Annotated in this window: 19 protein-coding genes, 1 pseudogene and 1 other annotated feature; of the genes and pseudogenes, 7 read left to right on the top strand and 13 right to left on the bottom strand. The window is 37.7% G+C overall.

Annotated elements, in window-relative coordinates:
• Positions 1-7: 7 nt before the first annotated feature.
• The 5 genes and pseudogenes from thiI to refZ form a co-directional block, all read right to left on the bottom strand.
• On the bottom strand, positions 8-1,222 hold the full coding sequence (thiI, locus tag JFU54_RS08615; RefSeq protein ID WP_002067574.1) for a tRNA uracil 4-sulfurtransferase ThiI: 1,215 nt from the start codon (positions 1,220-1,222) through the stop codon (positions 8-10).
• Between the two features lie 6 nt (positions 1,223-1,228).
• A complete protein-coding gene (locus JFU54_RS08610; protein WP_201064242.1) occupies positions 1,229-2,371 on the bottom strand; it encodes a cysteine desulfurase family protein in 1,143 nt (380 codons plus the stop codon).
• Positions 2,372-2,645: 274 nt separating this feature from the next.
• Entirely contained in the window at positions 2,646-4,355 is a 1,710-nt protein-coding gene (ezrA, locus tag JFU54_RS08605; protein ID WP_033709498.1) for a septation ring formation regulator EzrA, read from the bottom strand.
• A gap of 248 nt (positions 4,356-4,603) precedes the next feature.
• A pseudogene (locus JFU54_RS08600) lies at positions 4,604-4,897 on the bottom strand (LysR family transcriptional regulator substrate-binding protein); the annotation flags it as partial.
• A gap of 87 nt (positions 4,898-4,984) precedes the next feature.
• A complete protein-coding gene (gene refZ / locus JFU54_RS08595; RefSeq protein WP_002088994.1) occupies positions 4,985-5,623 on the bottom strand; it encodes a forespore capture DNA-binding protein RefZ in 639 nt (212 codons plus the stop codon).
• A gap of 147 nt (positions 5,624-5,770) precedes the next feature.
• On the opposite strand from refZ, the gene JFU54_RS08590 reads away from it, so the two are divergent.
• Positions 5,771-6,250: a GAF domain-containing protein gene (locus JFU54_RS08590; RefSeq protein ID WP_201064241.1), complete on the top strand. Its 480-nt coding sequence runs from the start codon at positions 5,771-5,773 to the stop codon at positions 6,248-6,250.
• Positions 6,251-6,449: 199 nt separating this feature from the next.
• Here JFU54_RS08590 and megL read toward each other — a convergent pair whose 3' ends face one another.
• A complete protein-coding gene (gene megL, locus JFU54_RS08585) occupies positions 6,450-7,628 on the bottom strand; it encodes a methionine gamma-lyase (protein ID WP_201064239.1) in 1,179 nt (392 codons plus the stop codon).
• Between the two features lie 398 nt (positions 7,629-8,026).
• Here megL and rpsD point away from each other — a divergent pair, with 398 nt between their 5' ends.
• The gene (rpsD, locus tag JFU54_RS08580) at positions 8,027-8,629 is read left to right on the top strand and encodes a 30S ribosomal protein S4 (protein WP_002015568.1); all 603 of its coding nucleotides are present in this window, start codon (positions 8,027-8,029) and stop codon (positions 8,627-8,629) included.
• Between the two features lie 379 nt (positions 8,630-9,008).
• Here the strand turns inward: rpsD and JFU54_RS08575 are convergent, their stop codons facing one another.
• Entirely contained in the window at positions 9,009-9,137 is a 129-nt protein-coding gene (locus JFU54_RS08575) for a hypothetical protein (protein ID WP_000050938.1), read from the bottom strand.
• Between the two features lie 150 nt (positions 9,138-9,287).
• Between JFU54_RS08575 and JFU54_RS08570 the strand changes: the two genes are divergently transcribed.
• Positions 9,288-9,590, top strand: a complete 303-nt coding sequence (locus tag JFU54_RS08570) for a YjdJ family protein (protein WP_201064238.1) — start codon at positions 9,288-9,290, stop codon at positions 9,588-9,590.
• Positions 9,591-9,669: 79 nt separating this feature from the next.
• Here the strand turns inward: JFU54_RS08570 and tyrS are convergent, their stop codons facing one another.
• From tyrS to acsA, 6 genes are all read right to left on the bottom strand, one after another.
• Complete coding sequence (gene tyrS / locus JFU54_RS08565; protein WP_201064236.1) at positions 9,670-10,926, bottom strand: tyrosine--tRNA ligase; 1,257 nt, start codon at positions 10,924-10,926, stop codon at positions 9,670-9,672.
• 70 nt (positions 10,927-10,996) lie between these two features.
• Positions 10,997-11,225 (bottom strand) — a binding site (T-box leader).
• Positions 11,226-11,302: 77 nt separating this feature from the next.
• Positions 11,303-11,548, bottom strand: a complete 246-nt coding sequence (locus tag JFU54_RS08560) for a hypothetical protein (RefSeq protein WP_001293781.1) — start codon at positions 11,546-11,548, stop codon at positions 11,303-11,305.
• Entirely contained in the window at positions 11,529-12,074 is a 546-nt protein-coding gene (locus JFU54_RS08555; protein WP_201064235.1) for an RNA polymerase sigma factor, read from the bottom strand. Before JFU54_RS08555 ends, JFU54_RS08560 begins: the two co-directional genes overlap by 20 nt.
• On the bottom strand, positions 12,055-12,510 hold the full coding sequence (locus tag JFU54_RS08550) for a hypothetical protein (RefSeq protein ID WP_061674736.1): 456 nt from the start codon (positions 12,508-12,510) through the stop codon (positions 12,055-12,057). Before JFU54_RS08550 ends, JFU54_RS08555 begins: the two co-directional genes overlap by 20 nt.
• Before the next feature lie 66 nt (positions 12,511-12,576).
• Positions 12,577-13,134, bottom strand: coding sequence for a maltose acetyltransferase domain-containing protein (locus JFU54_RS08545; RefSeq protein WP_061674735.1), 558 nt, complete (start codon positions 13,132-13,134; stop codon positions 12,577-12,579).
• A 90-nt stretch (positions 13,135-13,224) separates the two neighbouring features.
• The gene (gene acsA / locus JFU54_RS08540) at positions 13,225-14,943 is read right to left on the bottom strand and encodes an acetate--CoA ligase (protein WP_201064234.1); all 1,719 of its coding nucleotides are present in this window, start codon (positions 14,941-14,943) and stop codon (positions 13,225-13,227) included.
• 176 nt (positions 14,944-15,119) lie between these two features.
• On the opposite strand from acsA, the gene acuA reads away from it, so the two are divergent.
• From acuA to JFU54_RS08520, 4 genes are all read left to right on the top strand, one after another.
• A complete protein-coding gene (gene acuA, locus JFU54_RS08535) occupies positions 15,120-15,752 on the top strand; it encodes an acetoin utilization protein acetyltransferase AcuA (RefSeq protein ID WP_002112293.1) in 633 nt (210 codons plus the stop codon).
• Positions 15,753-15,769: 17 nt separating this feature from the next.
• Positions 15,770-16,414: an acetoin utilization AcuB family protein gene (locus JFU54_RS08530; RefSeq protein WP_002190901.1), complete on the top strand. Its 645-nt coding sequence runs from the start codon at positions 15,770-15,772 to the stop codon at positions 16,412-16,414.
• Entirely contained in the window at positions 16,411-17,577 is a 1,167-nt protein-coding gene (gene acuC / locus JFU54_RS08525; protein ID WP_201065574.1) for an acetoin utilization protein AcuC, read from the top strand. The genes JFU54_RS08530 and acuC overlap by 4 nt, the downstream gene beginning before the upstream one ends.
• Before the next feature lie 135 nt (positions 17,578-17,712).
• Positions 17,713-18,573 (top strand): alpha/beta fold hydrolase, encoded by an 861-nt coding sequence (locus JFU54_RS08520; RefSeq protein WP_201064233.1) that lies wholly within the window; start codon positions 17,713-17,715, stop codon positions 18,571-18,573.
• The last annotated feature ends 43 nt before the right edge of the window (positions 18,574-18,616 follow it).

The raw sequence follows: 18,616 nt of genomic DNA, 5'->3' as shown, positions 1-18,616 counted from the left end.
TATGGGTTTAGAAAAGTTCTTCGAATTTTTCTTCTTCAGCCACTACTTCTACTGTTTGTAATACCATTGTTTCTTTGTTCGCTACAGCCTCTTCAATTAACGGCGCGAAATCGTACTTCGCTTCAAAACGATTTGCTTTCTCACGCTTCGGTTTCGTCGATGGACTTGCTGGTGTAAATACTGTACAGCAGTCTTCATATGGACGAATTGAAATATCATACGTTCCAATTTCTTTTGCAATTTTAATAATTTCTAATTTATCCATCGTAATAAGCGGACGAATAACAGGATAGTTTGTCACTTCGTTAATCGTATGCATACTATCTAACGTTTGGCTCGCTACTTGTCCAAGACTTTCACCAGTCGTAATTGCAAGTGCATTACGCTCCTCTGCAATACGCTCTGTAATACGCATCATCATACGACGCATAACTGTCATAGAATAGCTAGATGGGATTTCTTTATTAATCGTTTTTTGCACTTCAGTAAATGGAACAAGGTGAAGTGTTACACGTTTACAGTATTTCGTTAACTCTTGTGCTAAATCGATTACTTTTTGTTTCGCGCGCTCGCTTGTGAAAGGTGGACTATGGAAGTGAACTGCTTCCACAGATACGCCGCGTTTCATCGTTAAGTAAGTTGCTACCGGGCTATCGATACCACCAGAAAGAAGTACCATTACTTTTCCGCCAACGCCAACTGGTAAACCGCCAGCTCCCATGTGCTCACCACACATAATATAGCTGTAACCACTGCGAATTTCTATACGTACATTCACATCTGGATTATGAACATCTACTGTGATATCCTCTGTATTTTCTAAAATGTGCCCACCGATTTCTGGAAGTAACTCCATCGTCTTCATTGGGAAGCGCTTATCAGAGCGGTGCACTGTAATTTTAAATGTTTTCACATCACCTTTTACTTGTAAGAAAGCTGCTAATGCACCTTTTTTAATATCTTCTAATTCTGATGGTACTTTCATTGCTAAGTTAAACTTATGAATACCAAATACATCTTTCAATCTTTCAGAAATTGCTTCATGGTCTTCACCATTTAACTGAATGTACATACGATCATGTGTTGCATCAATTTTAATGTTTGGGAATTTTTTTAATTTGAATTTCACATTATCTTTTAACGTACTTACAAACTTAGAACGGTTCTTTCCTTTTGTCGTCATTTCTCCATAACGAACTAAAATATATTCATATGTCATCATATTTCTTTACCTCATCACTTCATATAATTTTGGCATCGTCTCTTTAACAATACCTTCAAATTGTTTTACTTCTTCCATCGTGTTGTCTGGTGCTAGACTAATGCGAATCGCACTTGTAGCTGCGGCGTGCGGTACTCCCATTGCCACTAGTACTCTGCTCACTTCATTTGCTTTTGAAGAACAAGCAGACTTCGTCGATACATATACACCATGCTCTTCTAAAGCATGAACGACTACTTCTGGTTTTAAACCGACAAATGATACATTTAAAATGTGCGGTGCCGCATATTCAAGTGATGTATTAATCGTTACAGTTTCCATCTCTTTAAAGAAACGGACCAGCTCTGTTTGTAAATTTTGCAAATGAACTATCTTTTCTTTCACTTGTTCCATCGTCATACGAAGTGCTTTCACCATCGCTACAATACCAGGTAAATTTTCTGTACCTGAACGATACTTGAGCTCTTGTTGACCACCTGATAAGATTGGATCTAATCTTACACCATCACGTACGTAAAGAAGACCTGTCCCCTTTACGCTATGAAATTTATGTCCAGATATTGAACAAAGGTCAATATGAGAAGCGTATAAATCAAGTGGTACTTTTCCTATCCCTTGTACATGGTCCACGTGGAATCTTATTTTCGGATAGTTCGTTAATAATGTTCCAATTTCAGCAACGGGCTGAATCGCTCCAGTCTCGTTGTTCACGTGAATAATTGACACAAGAATCGTATCTTCACGAAGTTCTCGTTTTAGATCTTCTACCGATACAACACCGTGCTCGTTAACCGGTAAATACGTTACATCAAAACCGAGATCTTCTAATTGTTTATATGCTTCAAACACAGACGCGTGTTCAATATTTGTTGTAATGATATGTTTGCCGCGCGAACGATTCCTCATCGCTATCCCTTTAATCGCAAGGTTATTCCCTTCCGTTCCACCTGATGTGAAAATAATTTCAGAAGGTTTAACGTGAAGGAGCTGTGCCGCAATCGTTCTCGATTGTGTTAATAGACGCTCTGCCTCTCCTCCAAGCGAGTGAATAGAAGAAGGATTACCAAAATATTTCCCTGCAACCGTTACGTACGATTGAAGCGCTTCTGGATATGGCTTCGTCGTCGCACTATTATCAAAATAGATCATCGTTCTTCCCCTTTCAGCGCTATCACATCATATAATCATATCACAAATACGTGTAATTACGCTAAGACTACTCAAAGGTTCCGTTTTTATATAAAAGTGTACATTTCCCCCGGCCATTTGCAGGCATACTGAGTGGTGAAGATTAATAATCAGTGGTGGATGAAACCCCATCACTTATGGTTTCACTTTATTTTGAAACGAACAACCTTACTGTATTCCGCTATTCATTATAGCAACATCGACTTCAAAATTACACAAAAAAACAAACCCTTTATTAAAGGGTTTGCTCATTGTCTACATATTCAGCTATTTTTTGAACAACACCAGGTTCAAGTTGCTCTAATATAGAAGCCGCTTGTTCTAAAGCTGCATCGTATTGATATTCACGGAATAATTTCTCCGCATAATTTAAGCTTTCTGCAAGATTCTCATCATGACTGCGGTATCGGTTACCGTATTGAATTAGTTTTTCAACTAAATAAGCTTGTCCAATTACTTCTTCTGTCATTTCAGATACACCATTCACAACTGTGTATGCTTCTTCTAAACTGCTATTTACAGTATTCATATTTAACGGCTTTACTTCTAATTGCTCATATACAGCTTGCATCGCCATTTGCCCTTTTTGTAAATCTTCCATAATACTCTCTGGAAGACCTGGTAAATTCGACTTTTGCATAAAACGTTTCGTCTCAAAAATTGTATTTCGCATTTCTTGTAACTTCTCACGTGCTTCAAATTCTTCTTTGCGCATCGTTTGCAGCATTTCTTTATATTCTGCATGAAGTACTTTTAAAGTTTCACATTGCTCATAAACCTCTTCTAGTTCCTCACGAATGATAGAGAATGCAATATCTTGTTCAGCAACGCGTATTTGTAACACTTCAAAACGTTTCATTAAAATATGCATTTGCTTTTCAATTACTTTTTGTGACTCAATATCTTTGTCTTGTAATTGATAACTTTGTTTCACAAGTTGTGTTTCTATTTTCGTTTCAATTGTTTCTGTACGAATTTCTTCTAAATCTTCATAAACAGACAGTGTTTTTTGCTCCACATAATGTTTCGCATGCACTTCTTGTTCAAGTTGATCATAAAAACTGTCTAAACGAGTTTTTAAGTTCTCTACTTTTTCTGCTGCTTCTGTTATATGAAGTTCCTGTATATCCATTAAACATGTGTGTAGTTGTGTCGTCATATCGCGGACTTCTTTAGGGATTTCCAAATACTCTAATACATAGCCTTGTCTTATCATATCATCATGGCCTTGTAATAAATCTTCCAGCTGAACTGGTAATGTCGCTTGACACTCTACCAATAAATCCGGAATTTGATGAATAACGATTTCTAAACTTGCTAAGCCTTCTTCTAAACTAATAACAATTTCTCTCGCTTTTAAATAATCACCATTATCTGTTGCCTCTTCAAAAGTTTTGAACTTCTCGGATTCAACATCTAACATCTCTTCAATTTTTTGCTCAGCTGCTCCATACATGTGTCGATGAGCAAGAACGCTCTTTTTCATACTACGATATGTATCACGTAACCCTTCAATTTCCGCGCTATTTTTCTCATGGCTTTCTAACAGTTGCTGTAATTCATTTAAAATGTCTGTAATACGATTATCAGCGTCATCTAAACCACTTATGGATTCTTTCATCGCATGCTTTGCTTTGCGGAAGGAGAATTGCGAGGCGAATTTTCGCGCTTGCCCTAAATCTTTTTCAGCTTTCGGAAGAGTTGTTGATACAATTTCATCCCACTCTTCACGCCATTTACCAAACAGCTCTTCTGTTTGACCTGTCATATTTAAATCTTTTACCCGCTTTAGTTCATCTGCCACAGGTTTATCTTTTATCTCTTGTTTCCACTGCTCCAGTGCTTCAATATCTTTATATGAACGATTTCTTATCACAAGCTCTATCATGAGCAGCACTAGAATAGAGCTTACTACAATGATAACGATCGTCAGGATAGAATCCATGCAAAAAAGCCTCCTAGTTATATCTCTTTTTTTGTCCGTTCCGTTTATGAAATGGAAGGCATTATGTATAAAAAGGGAATTCCCCTATATTTAACAACTAACAATGTTCTAATCATACCATGTAATGACGTGTTTTTGACCTAGTTTTTTTTAAAATTTCATGTTTCTTTACATGTGATTGTAATATTTCTTAATATTCCACTTATTCCATTATCCGTCCTCAAATGAATGCAATAAAGGTAAGGCTTTTACGGGCAGTTAATGCCGGATAACGAGCTCTCTTTCATATGAGAGACGAAATAAATCTTTCGCATTAGTGGTGGTTCTACAGAAATCGCACGTACGTTACCTCGCATTACGGCTTACTGTAACGCGGTTTCCGGAAGCAATGTTATACCAAGTCCAGCTCCTACCATCGTAATCATCGGTTCTGCATAAGATGTTTCAACCGCAATTATTGGTTTCGCGCCCATACATTGAAACACATTCATAATCATTTTCCTTACATCACATATTTCTAGGTATACAATTAGCTGTTCATTAACAATTATTGCGCTAGTATGCAACAATTTATGGCAAAGAAAACAACATATAAAAATCCCCACCTCAGTTCGTTAGGTGGGGATTTTTCACATATGAACAGCTCTTGGTAGTTCATAATACATACTCGCTTTATATAATGTTCGTTCCATCCATTGCTCAATTTCCTTCGTATACATTTCTAAGAAAAACGTCTCAGACGGAAATGAGTGTAGCACCTCTGATATATATTGTGGATATAAAAACGGCATATTCATCATGCCTTTTAATTGCGTCATAAACATTGTAAAAGATACCTTTTTAAATTCTTGCTTCATTTGTCCTTGTTTAATGATTTGCTCTATATAATATCTTTCTCTAGAAAAATAAACGGTCATCACTTCACGAATTAATGTCGTATCAAGCGAAAGCTCTCTATAAAAAAAACGTGTCAGTTCTCTATTATCAAATTGATATCGTAAAATCCCGCGCACCATTTGCACCATCACATCTTTAGCCGATAAATATTCTCTCTGTTCAAATGACGTTTCAATTACGTGAATATATCCTTCTAAAAAATCAGTAATAAGCTGTTCTAATAACCCTTGCTTTCCAGCAAAATAATATGAAATATTCGCTACATTCACATCCGCTCGCTTTGCAATTTCTCGCACCGACGTTCCATCATAACCTTTCGTGTTAAACAACGATATTGCCGCATCAATTACTTTTTGTTTCGTCTGTTTCATGCGCTCACTTCCTCTCACTGAACAGCTATAGTTTAAATTTCTTGACTTTTAAGACAAATTCCTTTAATTTTCTATCGACAAAGTCATGTGAAATACATCGTATTTTGCTATCGTTTTACATATCTCGCTAAAAAGGGAGTTGTTTCCATGTTTACAAAAGAAAGTTATGCAGGATCTCGTGAAGAGCAATATGAGACAGTAATTAAACAACTGGATGCATTATTAACTGGCGAACCGAACGTAGTCGCAAACTTATCAAATGCGTCCGCACTATTAAATCAATTTTTAGATCGCGTTAATTGGGTTGGCTTTTATGTAACAGAAGGAAATCAACTTGTTCTTGGACCATTCCAAGGGATGCCAGCTTGCGTGCGTATTCCGTTCGGACGTGGTGTTTGCGGCGTTGCAGCTGAAACAAAAACAACGCAACTTGTAGCAGATGTTCACCAATTCCCAGGACATATCGCTTGCGATAGTGCCTCTAATTCTGAAATCGTTGTACCGATTATGAAAGAAGGAAATATCATTGGTGTGCTTGATATTGATAGTCCTGAAAAAGATCGTTTCGATGAAGTAGATCAGCACTATTTAGAAAAGTTTGTGGAAACACTCCTAAAACATATTTAATAAAGAAAAGAGTGAGCTATCGATTACGTACGTAACGTACGAAACCGATAGCTCACTCTTTTTTATCCCGCATTAACGGGCAGTAAATTCGGCGAATACAAGGAAGTTAGGTGGGCGATAACTGCCCGTAAAAGCCCGATTTGTGAGGGCTAATAATCAGCGGGGGATGGACAAAACCCCCATTGATTAAAGTTTCACTTTATTGATTACTAACAGTAGATATCTTCTTTAGTGCCTGTTCTAAATCAGAAACGATATCTTCCCATGATTCTAAGCCGACAGATAGGCGTATTAAATTATCGAAAATACCCATTTCTTTTCTTAGTTCAGCTGGAACAGCTGCATGCGTCATCGTCGCTGGATGCTGAATTAACGTTTCTGTATCACCTAAACTTACGGCAATTGTAATAAAATGGAGGTCATTGATAAACGACTGTGTTTCCTCTTTCCCGCCTTTAATTGAAAAAGAAATAACGCCCCCGCCTCGTTTCATTTGGCGGGATGCTAATTCTCCCTCGGGATACCAAACACCTTCTACTGCTTCATGATTTTTCAAAAACGATACAATTTTTTCCGCATTATCACAATGACGATCCATTCTTACTGCTAATGTTTTTAATCCGCGTAACAATAACCACGCGTCAAACGGCGCCATAATACCGCCGATATCTTTTCGCATCGGACGAATTTTATCAGCTAACGTTTTCGTTCTACAAATTGTTACACCCGCTACAACATCCCCGTGACCACCAATATATTTTGTCGCACTGTGAACGACGGCGTCACAACCAAGTTCAAGAGGTCTTTGTAAATAAGGGGAACAAAACGTATTATCGACAATAACAAGCAAATCATTGCGCTTCGCTACCCCGATCACCTTTTCTAAATCAATTAATTTCATCGTTGGATTTATCGGTGTTTCAACGAAAATGAGCTTTGTATTTGGACGAATTTTATTTTCAATATCAGTCTCTGTCTCCATATCACAAAACGAATGCGTAATCATAAATTTCTCTTCTAATACTTCTAAAAAACCGTACGTACATCCATATAATCCATTTGAACAAATAATATGATCTCCAGCCTTTAGAAAACCGATTAAAGTTGCTGAAATGGCTGCCATACCTGAACCGAACGCCAGCGCCTCCTCTCCATCTTCTAAAACAGCCATACGTTCTTCAAATAATTTCACAGTTGGATTCCCAAGCCTTGAATAAATATAAGATGGATCTTCTCCCGCAAAACTCGCTTCTCCTTGTTGCGCAGTCTCAAATGTGAATGTAGACGTTTGAAATAAAGGTGGTGTTAAACTTCCTTTATGTTCCTCTGATGTATAACCGTGATGAATTAACGCTGTCTCCATATGCTTCTTTTTCATAAAAACATCCCCCTTATGTCTTTATTGCCACATATCCACCAGTAAAAAACTGATGAACGTTTTTACCACATTTTATGTAAGCGTTTTATTTGTGTTTCTATCATTTCTTTTATATTGTTTTAAATTCCTTCTTGTTAATTCCCAAAATTTATCTGCATAAAACAAAAAGGGAGTCTCTTGACGAAACTGTAAGTAAAAGATATAATAGCGTTTGTGTAAAATAAAAAGGCAGCCTTGTAATGTGAGTTTATCGTTTGTATTTTGTTCCTCTGCGGAGGTGTATCTCGTAACTCCCTGCTGCTGGAGCGAAGGTACATGAAAACAAAATACCCGTAAATATCGATTACGTCTGTTTTTATTTTACGAAAATAAAAACATTTTTAAAGGAGGAGTCAACTATGGCTCGTTATACAGGTCCAGCATGGAAACTGTCTCGTCGTCTTGGAATCTCTCTAAGCGGCACAGGAAAAGAATTAGAAAAACGCCCTTACGCACCAGGTCCTCACGGTCCTAACCAACGTAAGAAACTTTCAGAATACGGTTTACAATTACAAGAGAAACAAAAACTTCGTCACATGTACGGCATGACTGAGCGTCAATTCCGTCGCACATTTGACCAAGCAGGTAAAATGCCTGGTAAGCACGGCGAAAACTTCATGATCCTTCTTGAAGCTCGTCTTGACAACCTAGTTTACCGCATGGGCTTAGCTCGCACTCGTCGTGCAGCTCGCCAATTAGTAAACCACGGTCACATCACGGTTGATGGCGCTCGCGTAGATATCCCATCTTACCGCGTTAAACCTAACCAAACTATCAGCGTTCGCGAAAAATCTAACAGCCTTGTTGTTGTTAAAGAAGCGATCGAAGTTAACAACTTCGTACCAGAATACTTAACTTTCGATGCTGATAAGTTAGAAGCTACTTACACTCGTCACGCTGAGCGTTCTGAGTTAGCAGCTGAAATCAACGAAGCATTAATCGTAGAGTTCTACTCTCGTTAATCTCGGTACTCTGCAAAGAGTATTATTAAAAGCCTTAGGAACCTTGTTTATCAAGGGGCCTGGGCTTTTTTTATTTATATAAATGTCGTATGTATAGTAAGATACTTCAAGGAAGTTTTTTCATGAGTTATGGATAATCGTCCTTACTTCTCTTTTATTCATTCCAACGATTGGATTCTCTTTAATACTAGCTCAGTTTATTGTGCAAAATTTTATAATCCATCTTCATTACATGCTGTTATACTTATTCCCTTAAACATATAATCATTTCATTTTCAGACTACTCCTTTTTTCATTACTTCCAAATTATATCTCAATAGAAAAAGCTACCAAAGAAACTAAAACGTTCTCTCTGATAGCTTTTATTTATATATTAAAATTATTTATTTTCCTCTTTTTGAACATATACATAAGCATCTTTCTGCTCTTTATGTACATCAACCTTCGAATGCTCTGCAAGCTGACCAGCGTTTAGCAAAGAAAAAATAATGAGCGCTTCTAGTGACATTTTGTTTTACCACTCCTTTCTATTTGTTATACATTTATCATACCGCTTACATGTGATTTCCGTATGAACTCGAAAAGGAGATTACAACAAAAAGGTTACAGGAATACGAATGCACGCTATAATAACCATTAAATAGGAGGTTGTTTCATTTTGACAATAAACCAAATGGTTCAACTAGGCAGTTCGTTTATGCTGTTTATTACTTCAGCTTTGATTAGTTGGTATCAAGGGAGTAATTTAATAGACTATCCCGATGAATGGAAATATAGCGCTAAGTTTACGAATTACTTTAAAGGCACCGTTTCAAATTACCAAGATATTTATCAAATCGATTTCTTTATATATGCGGCAAAATTTTATCCAACAGCATTTATTGTTATGCTCATTAGCTTACTTTATATGATCGTATTAATTCTTCATATTCTATTTACAAGAACTCGTAAGGCAATCTAAATTCGTACATAAAAAACCCCGAATCATAGACTTTTCAGCCTACAATTCGAGGTATTATTTGTTTTATATTCGTTTCTGATTAGTAACGAATTAAGAAATATTTCTTTTTACCGCGGCGAATGATTGTGAATTTACCTTCGATGCGGTCGTTTTCTGTTACAACGTAGTCTAATGCTTGTGTACGCTCACCGTTTACGTAGATTGCACCATTCGTTACATCTTCACGTGCTTGGCGTTTTGATGGAGAGATTTTGCTTTCTACAAGTAAGTCGATTAATACTGTATCTTCTGCAGTACGTTCTACAGATGGTACGTCTTTGAATCCTTGTTCGATTTCGCTTGCAGTCAGTTCTGCTACAGAGCCGCTGAATAATGCAGCTGAAATTTTAATCGCTTGCTCTAATGCTTCTTCGCCATGAACAAGTTTAGTCATTTCAGAACCTAATGCTTTTTGTGCTGCACGTTTTTCTGGTGCTTCAGTTACTTGCTTTTCAAGCTCAAGAATTTCTTCATGAGATAAGAATGTGAAGTATTTTAAGTATTTAACAACGTCGCGGTCATCTGTGTTAATCCAGAATTGGTAGAACTCGTAAGGAGTTGTTTTCTCTGGGTCTAACCAAATTGCGCCGCCCTCTGTTTTACCAAACTTCGTACCGTCAGATTTTGTAACTAGTGGAATTGTTAAACCGAACGCTTTCGCATCTTCTTCTGATTTACGGATTAATTCAAGACCAGCTGTAATGTTACCCCATTGGTCACTACCACCGATTTGTAGACGGCAATTATGGTTTTGGTATAAGTTTAAGAAGTCGTATGATTGTAAAATCATATAACTAAACTCAGTAAATGAAATACCAGTATCTAAACGAGATGCTACTGTATCTTTTGCTAACATATAGTTTAAACCGAAGTTTTTACCGATATCGCGTAAGAATGAAATTACATCTAAGTTACCAAGCCAATCATAGTTATTAGCCATTGTTGCTGGGTTGTCCACGTTTTCGAACTCTAAGAAGTTTGAAAGTTGGTTTTTAATGCTTTCTGTGTAGTAAGCAACTGTATCTTTCGTATTTAATGTACGTTCAGCTTTTTTACCACTTGGGTCACCGATCATACCAGTACCACCGCCAACAAGTGCGATTGGTTGGTGACCAGCTAATTGGAAACGACGTAACATTAATACTGGTAACATATGACCGATGTGTAAGCTATCCGCTGTCGGATCGAAACCACAGTATAATTTAACGCTTTCTTTTTCTAATAATTTCTCAAGGCCCTCAGCATCTGTTTGCTGGTTAATTAGACCGCGAAATTCAAGATCTTGTAAAATACCCATATCCTACATACTCTCCTTTAAGTTCATTACTGGCGTGAAGGTTGAAAACATAAAAAAATCGCCCCTTTAAATAAGGGACGATTTTGATCATCGCGTTACCACCCTAGTTGCAGACAAAAAAAGCCTACCACCTTATTTACATAACGGCTTAGCACCGTCTTTTCCCTTTTGAATACAATTCAATCGAAAAAAGATGCTCTAGGGGCGTAATTCGCGATCATCTATGTGCTGATTTCCACCGACCATCAGCTCTCTAAAACAGGGAAATGATCACTACTTCTCCCTTTCCACGCTCAATTATTCATATACTTTTCTTTATACCATCATTTATATAGGCGTGTCAAATAGAGGTAGGGTTTCTCTCCTTGCCAATCCTTTACAACGTCGCAAAGAGTATCGTAATAAGAGAAAGAATTGGAACTCCAACTAATAACGATACATGAAACACAACCGATAAATCATTTCCAATCGTTGCCTCCACAGGATCTTTCGCTGGAGAACCAAGAAATCCGATTAATCGATCGAAGCGACTTACCGTTTTTGGAAAATCCGGTATTTCTACATGGTCACTATCTAAATGCTGTTTTAATTTATATTCACTCTTAAAGGGATTTTCGCTCAATTTCATCCACCTCCAGCAATTGTTTCAGTTTCTTTATCCCGTTATGGAGTCTCGACTTCACTGTTCCAATCGGAATGTTTAATATCTCTGCAATTTCTTTTTGCTGCATATCATGATAATAAGAAAGAATAAGGACAGCCCGCTGTTCTTCAGGAACTTTCAAAATTGCCGCTCTTACCGTGAGCCGGTCTTCGATAGAAAATTCTTTTTCCTGAATCGGCACTAAAAACGGCAAAAGCGTACGCCACTTTTTTCTTCTATTTAATTTATTAATCATAAGACGATAACCAATTTGAAATAAATACGTTTTTATTTTGCCTTTTTCAGGTTCATACATATGTTTCTTACGTTCTAACGTCAAAAACGTATCTTGCACGAGATCGATACTTAATTGTTCATCTCGGTTAAATCGATACAAAAATGTGTATAGCGTTGGTTTGATCAAAACATATAGTTTTTCTCCCGCCTGTTTATCTCCACTTTGATACGCAAGCATGAGCTCCTCCTCAATCCCAATCTGCGCCATGATTTTTGATCTCCTTTATTCCTTTTAACGTTAACGAAATGCGGGAAATTAAATAGCAACTTGCGACAATAATCCATACTTGCGATTGATTCGTAAAAAATTGAACATACGGGTTTTGAATTGTCTGTCCGGTTGAAACTAAAATATTTAATGCTTGCACACATATGCACGCATACACTGCCAAACAAGCCGAAATCGTATCAAATACATTCCAGCGAAAATACACTTTTGTTTTTGTAAAATCAATTTTATATCCTTTTTTCCGTACTATATGTTTTCTATCAAACGGAATAATGATTGAAAACATAACAATCATCATGACACCGGCTGTAATCATTGATACTTTAAATCCGATTGGCATCGGTAATAGCAAACCACAAGAAAATACGACGATAATTCCAATTACGGCAAAAGCAAGAAGTAATTTATTAGACATAAAAAAGCCTCCCTCATCTATTCTTTCATAAATGTATACAGACGAGGAAGGCACTTCGTTCAAATATTATTTTATTTTTTTAATAATCTTCGCAGGATTCCCGCCAACTACTACATTGTCCGGCACATCTTTCGTTACAACAGCGCCAGATGCGATCACCGCATTATCTCCAATCGTTACACCTGGATTAATAATCGCTCTTCCGCCAATCCATACGTTATCGCCAATTGTAACTGGTTTTCCGTACTCTGATCCGCTTATGCGCTCTACTGGGTCAAGCGGGTGCGTTGCTGTATAAATGTGAACACCTGGAGCTAACATACAGTTCACTCCGATTGTCACCGGGCATACGTCTAAAATCGTACAGTCAAAGTTTGCGTAAAAGTTTTCACCAACGTGAATGTTATAACCGTAATCACATCTAAAAGAAGATTCAAGATGAATGTTATCTCCAGTCGTTCCGAATAGTTCTTTTACGATTTCGCTACGCTCTTTTAATTGTACTTCTGGTGTTTCATTTAATTTTCTCGTTAATATACGAGCCTGCTCCCTCTCTTGAATCAAAACAGGATCAGCTGGTATGTACATTTCCCCAAGTATCATCTTTTCTTTTTCTGTTTTCATTTCCTTCTCCCCTTTAACTCGTATGTATAAGTTTATGATACCATAAAAAAAGAAAGGTCTGAACATATTACTTGTTCAGACCCTTCCTTCTTAATCTTCCATCGTTGATAAGTCACCTGTTGGTAAGTTTAGCTCCCAAGCTTTTAATACACGGCGCATAATTTTACCACTTCTCGTTTTCGGTAATTTATCTCTAAATTCAATTTGTCTTGGCGCTGCATGAGCTGCTAGGCCTTTTTTCACAAATTGACGAATCTCTTCTTTTAATTCATCAGATGGTTCGTATCCCACGCGAAGCGCGATAAATGCTTTAATGATTTCTCCGCGTACTGGATCAGGAATACCAATTACACCAGCTTCCGCTACAGCAGCATGCTCGATTAATTTACTTTCTACTTCAAATGGACCAACACGCTCACCTGACGTCATAATTACATCGTCAATACGTCCTTGGAACCAGAAGTATCCATCTTCATCCATATAAGCAGAGTCACCTGATACGTACCAATCTCCCGGCATAAAGTAAGAATCATATTTTTGTGGGTTATTCCAAACCGCACGCATCATAGATGGCCAACCTTTACCAATCGCTAAGTTCCCCATTGTGTATGGAGGCACTTCATTTCCTTCATTATCAACAATCGCTGCTTTCACACCCGGAATTGGTTTCCCCATTGAACCTGGACGGATTTCCATACAAGGATAGTTACAAATAACTTGTCCGCCTGTTTCTGTCATCCACCACGTATCATGAATACGAAGTCCAAATGCGCTCATACCCCAGCGAATTACTTCTGGATTTAATGGCTCACCAACACTTAATACGTGACGCACTTGTGATAAATCATATTTTTTAATTACGTCTTGTCCAGCTCCCATTAACATACGGAACGCTGTCGGTGCACTATACCAAACTGTTACACCGTAATCTTGCAGTGCTTCATACCATGCCTCTGGACTAAATCTCCCGCCTAAAATAACATTTGATGCTCCCACTAACCACGGTGCAAAAATACCGTAAGCTGTTCCAGTTACCCAGCCTGGGTCAGCTGTACACCAATATACATCATCTTCTTTTAAATCTAATACCCATTTCGCTGTTTGATAGTGCTGAACCATTGCGTTTTGAGCATGAAGGACACCTTTTGGCTTACCAGTAGAACCAGATGTGTAATGTAGAATTAAACCGTCTTCACGGCCTAACCATTCGATATGTAATTCTTTTGAAGCTTGTTCAAATAAAGGATTGAACGCTACAGTTTTACCGCCTTCTTCTTCATTGTCTCCAACAAGGAAGACTGTTTTTAAAGCAGGTAAATCATTTAATGGTATGCGCTCTAACAATTCAGGAGTTGTAATTAACACCTTCGCTTCGCTATCTTCTAAACGATCGCGAACTGCGCCTTCCATAAATGCTTCAAATAATGGTCCAACAATTGCCCCTAATTTCACTGCACCTAAAAGTGCGAAATATAATTCTGGGGAACGCGGCATAAAAATAAAAACGCGATCGCCTTTCTCAACATCGCCATAGTTTTTCAGGACATTTCCTGCTTTATTAGAAAAATCCTTCATTTCCTTAAACGTATATTTCTCTTTTCGCGATCCATCTTGATAATAAAGTGCTACTTTATTCTTTCGATCGGATTTCGCATGCTTATCAATTGCCTCATACGCCATATTCACTCGGCCTGTTTCATTCCAAGTAAAATTTTTATTAACCTCTTCCCAGTTAAAATTCGCGTATGCCTCTTCATAATTCGGCAAATTATTTTCTCCTTTAATGACAGGAAGCGTTTCCACTTTCATACTTTACATCCCCCTCCTATGTATTCTATTATCTATTATAATGACATTATTTAAAATTTTCAGTATTTTTGTTGATTTTTAGACAAATTTTTAATGACAAAATTCGATTCACATCGCATATATTATAAAGTACGATATTAATAGATTCACAAACCCTCAAGGTGGTGAGCAATACATTGATCCATAAAAAAATATATAATGCCAGAAACTTAAAAACAGCGAAAGGCACTTTAATTATTGAAGGTCCTGTCTCTACACATAATCTTGAAATGTATGAATTTCATCCAGACTTAATTGCGTTTCGTCCTGCCGAGCAGCAATATAAAGCAATTGTCGAAATTTCTAAATTACCAGAAGCTCGTCTCATTATTGCTAGACATGACCAAACGATCGTTGGGTATGTTACATACTTATATCCTGATCCGCTCGAGCGATGGTCAGAAGGAAAGATTGAAAACTTAATTGAACTCGGGGCGATTGAAGTTGTCCCAGCCTTTCGTGGTTGCTCTGTCGGAAAAAATTTATTAGAAGTTTCAATGATGGACGATCATATGGAAGATTACATTATATTAACGACTGAATATTATTGGCACTGGGATTTAAAACAAACAGGCTTAAATGTTTGGGAATACCGAAAAGTAATGGAAAAAATGATGAATGCTGGTGGTTTACAATGGATGGCTACAGACGATCCTGAAATTTGTTCACATCCTGCCAACTGTTTAATGGTCCGCATCGGTAAACGTGTTGATACGGATTCCATTCAAGCATTCGATCGTCTACGTTTTCACAATCGTTTTATGTATTAATAAAGGGGGCAACTGGAATGATTGTAGAAGAAATTATGAATCAAGATGTAGTAACACTGCATCCAAACGATACAATTGAAACAGCAATCCGAACGATACGTACGAAAGGTATTCGGCACATTCCAATTGTCGATCAAAATAATCATGTCGTAGGCATTATTTCTGATCGGGATGTAAGAGATGCAAGTCCGTCTATTTTAGATGAACAAGTTTCACTCGATATGCTGAAGCAACCGCTTGAACTCATAATGAAACACCCTGTTATGACTTGTCACCCTCTCGATTTCGTTGAGGAAATTGCGACTTTATTTTTTGAAAATAAAATAGGCTGTCTTCCTGTTACGAAAGCTGGAAAACTCGTAGGTATCATTTCTGAATCTACAGTGCTGCACACGTTAGTAAAATTAACAGGAGCTCATCAACCGAGTTCACAAATTGAAATTCAAGTGAAAAATGAACCTGGTATTCTTGGAAAAGTCGTTGCTATTTTTAGTGATTTACAAATAAATATTGTGAGCGTTCTCGTCTATCCAGCAAAAGATGAGAATGATAAAGTACTCGTTTTCCGCATTCAAACGATGAATCCTCTAAAAGTGATTGATGCACTCGAAACAGAGGGCTACCGCGTATTATGGCCAAACATAATGGGGATGCAAGCATGAGCAGCGCCTTCATTTATTCGGATGACTTTCGGGGCTATTCTTTTAGCCCTGATCATCCTTTTAACCAACTACGCGTCACACTTACGTATGACTTATTACAAAAGAGTGGTTTTATCTCCCCTTCTCAAGTCATCCCGCCAAGAATGGCTACAGATGAGGAAATTGCATTCATTCATACAGAGGAGTACATAAATGCGGTAAAACTTGCTGGAGAAGGAAAGTTAGAAAAATCAATTGCGATGACATATGGACTTGGAACAGAAGATACACCAATGTTTCCAAATATGCATGAAGCAAGTGCATTACTCGTTGGCGGAACATTAACAGCTGTCGATGCTGTTATTTCTGGGAAAGTAAAGCACGCCCTCAATTTAGGCGGCGGCTTACATCATGGCTTCCGTGGTAAAGCATCTGGCTTTTGTATTTATAACGATAGCTCTATCGCAATGAAATATATTCAGAAGAAATACGGTTTACGCGTTTTATATATTGATACAGATGCTCATCACGGTGACGGGGTACAATGGTCTTTTTACGACGATCCTAACGTATGCACCATTTCATTACACGAAACTGGGCGTTATTTATTTCCTGGAACTGGCGCAGTAAATGAACGTGGACAAGGAAATGGATATAATTATTCTTTTAACGTTCCACTCGACGCTTTTACAGAAGACGCATCGTTTTTAGATTCATATCGAACAGTTGTAAAAGAAGTGGCAGCATACTTTAAACCGGATATTATTTTAACGCAAAATGGTGCTGATGCACATTATTACGATCCACTTACACACCTTTGCGCAACGATGAACATTTACCGTGAAATACCGAAGCTCGCTCGTGAAATCGCTAATGAATATTGCGACGGTCGCTGGATTGCTGTCGGCGGTGGTGGCTATGATCACTGGCGCGTCGTACCAAGAGCTTGGGCACTCATTTGGCTCGAAATGAACAACATCCAAAACATCTCAGGTTATCTCCCTCCAGAATGGATTGACGCTTGGAAAGGACAAGCAGAAACCGACCTTCCCCTTACATGGGAAGATCCAGACAACATGTATCAACCTATCCCTAGAAAACCAGAAATCGAAGAAAAAAATGCATTAACTGTAGCGAAATCTCTTGAAATTATTCGGAATAATATGACAAAATCTTTATATTAAACAGAGAGGAGGCTCGCTTTTTGAACAGCCTCCTTTTATTTATAGCTAGCTATTATTGTCATTTTCTGTCGGTAAGTCGATATATTTTGAGATTCGCTGATATATTTTATTTAAGAATTAGCCGGTCCAACTTTTATGAGAAAAGGTCGTGATATTATGTGGAAACAACAAATAATCAACACGAAACGCGGCACATTCGAACTCTTTACAAAAGGAAATGGCGAACCGCTTTGTATTACACATCACTATTCACAATTTAATGACACTGGCGATTACTTTGCGGATGTTTTCACTGCTACGCATCGTGTATTGCTCATTAATTTACGAAACGCTGGTAACTCAGCAAAAGCCAATTCAGAAAAAGAATTAAGTATGATTGAAACCGTTCACGACTTAGAAGCAATACGAGAAGCTTTACAACTCCCAAGATGGCATTTCGCTGGCCACTCAACAGGCGGTATGCTTGGACTTTTATATGCGATTACATATCCAAATTCCTTACAATCATTAGTCATGGCCGGAGCCGCAGCAAGTAACTATACCGAAACACTATTTTGCATTTATCACCCAGCACATCCTCAGTTTCATTATATGCAACAACTCATCGAAAACTTGAAAAGCCCTCATCTTACAAATGCAGAACGAAAAGAATTATCTACTAAGAGAACAAAATTATCATTGTATAAACCAGAAAACTACAACTCTTATTTTTGTAAACCAATCCAAAAAACAATGTCCGCTAGCCGGATGAACACTTTCGCCAATGAATATCCGTCATTTGATTTAAGAGAGAATTTACCTTCCATCCAAACAAAGACCCTTATTATATGCGGAAGACATGATGTACAGTGCCCGATCCAATATTCTATCGAGATGCATGAGGGTATACGTAATTCTATCTTTGTGATATTTGAGGAGAGTAACCATTATCCTTTTTTAGAAGAAGCTGCTCAGTTTACTTCTACTACTCAAACATTTTATAAATCGTTACACTAGTACCGTTATTACTAAGGAAAGCTCACAGCCTCTATAAGAATAT

It is taken from the genome of Bacillus sp. TH19, from assembly GCF_016651075.1.
Lineage (GTDB): Bacteria > Bacillota > Bacilli > Bacillales > Bacillaceae_G > Bacillus_A > Bacillus_A mycoides.
The sequence above is the reverse complement of the archived record's forward strand: the minus strand, read 5'-3'. Positions and strand labels throughout refer to the sequence as shown.

Excerpts from the sequence above, each read along its gene's own strand:
- megL (WP_201064239.1), bottom strand. The coding sequence starts at position 7,628 with ATGAAAAAGAAGCATATGGAGACAGCGTTAATTCATCACGGTTATACA.
- JFU54_RS08545 (WP_061674735.1), bottom strand. The coding sequence starts at position 13,134 with ATGAAAACAGAAAAAGAAAAGATGATACTTGGGGAAATGTACATACCA.
- acsA (WP_201064234.1), bottom strand. The coding sequence starts at position 14,943 with ATGAAAGTGGAAACGCTTCCTGTCATTAAAGGAGAAAATAATTTGCCG.
- refZ (WP_002088994.1), bottom strand. The coding sequence starts at position 5,623 with ATGAAACAGACGAAACAAAAAGTAATTGATGCGGCAATATCGTTGTTT.
- JFU54_RS08555 (WP_201064235.1), bottom strand. The coding sequence starts at position 12,074 with ATGGCGCAGATTGGGATTGAGGAGGAGCTCATGCTTGCGTATCAAAGT.
- rpsD (WP_002015568.1), top strand. The coding sequence starts at position 8,027 with ATGGCTCGTTATACAGGTCCAGCATGGAAACTGTCTCGTCGTCTTGGA.
- tyrS (WP_201064236.1), bottom strand. The coding sequence starts at position 10,926 with ATGGGTATTTTACAAGATCTTGAATTTCGCGGTCTAATTAACCAGCAA.
- JFU54_RS08590 (WP_201064241.1), top strand. The coding sequence starts at position 5,771 with ATGTTTACAAAAGAAAGTTATGCAGGATCTCGTGAAGAGCAATATGAG.
- JFU54_RS08575 (WP_000050938.1), bottom strand. The coding sequence starts at position 9,137 with ATGTCACTAGAAGCGCTCATTATTTTTTCTTTGCTAAACGCTGGTCAG.
- JFU54_RS08530 (WP_002190901.1), top strand. The coding sequence starts at position 15,770 with ATGATTGTAGAAGAAATTATGAATCAAGATGTAGTAACACTGCATCCA.
- acuC (WP_201065574.1), top strand. The coding sequence starts at position 16,411 with ATGAGCAGCGCCTTCATTTATTCGGATGACTTTCGGGGCTATTCTTTT.
- JFU54_RS08550 (WP_061674736.1), bottom strand. The coding sequence starts at position 12,510 with ATGTCTAATAAATTACTTCTTGCTTTTGCCGTAATTGGAATTATCGTC.
- thiI (WP_002067574.1), bottom strand. The coding sequence starts at position 1,222 with ATGATGACATATGAATATATTTTAGTTCGTTATGGAGAAATGACGACA.
- JFU54_RS08610 (WP_201064242.1), bottom strand. The coding sequence starts at position 2,371 with ATGATCTATTTTGATAATAGTGCGACGACGAAGCCATATCCAGAAGCG.
- ezrA (WP_033709498.1), bottom strand. The coding sequence starts at position 4,355 with ATGGATTCTATCCTGACGATCGTTATCATTGTAGTAAGCTCTATTCTA.
- JFU54_RS08520 (WP_201064233.1), top strand. The coding sequence starts at position 17,713 with ATGAGAAAAGGTCGTGATATTATGTGGAAACAACAAATAATCAACACG.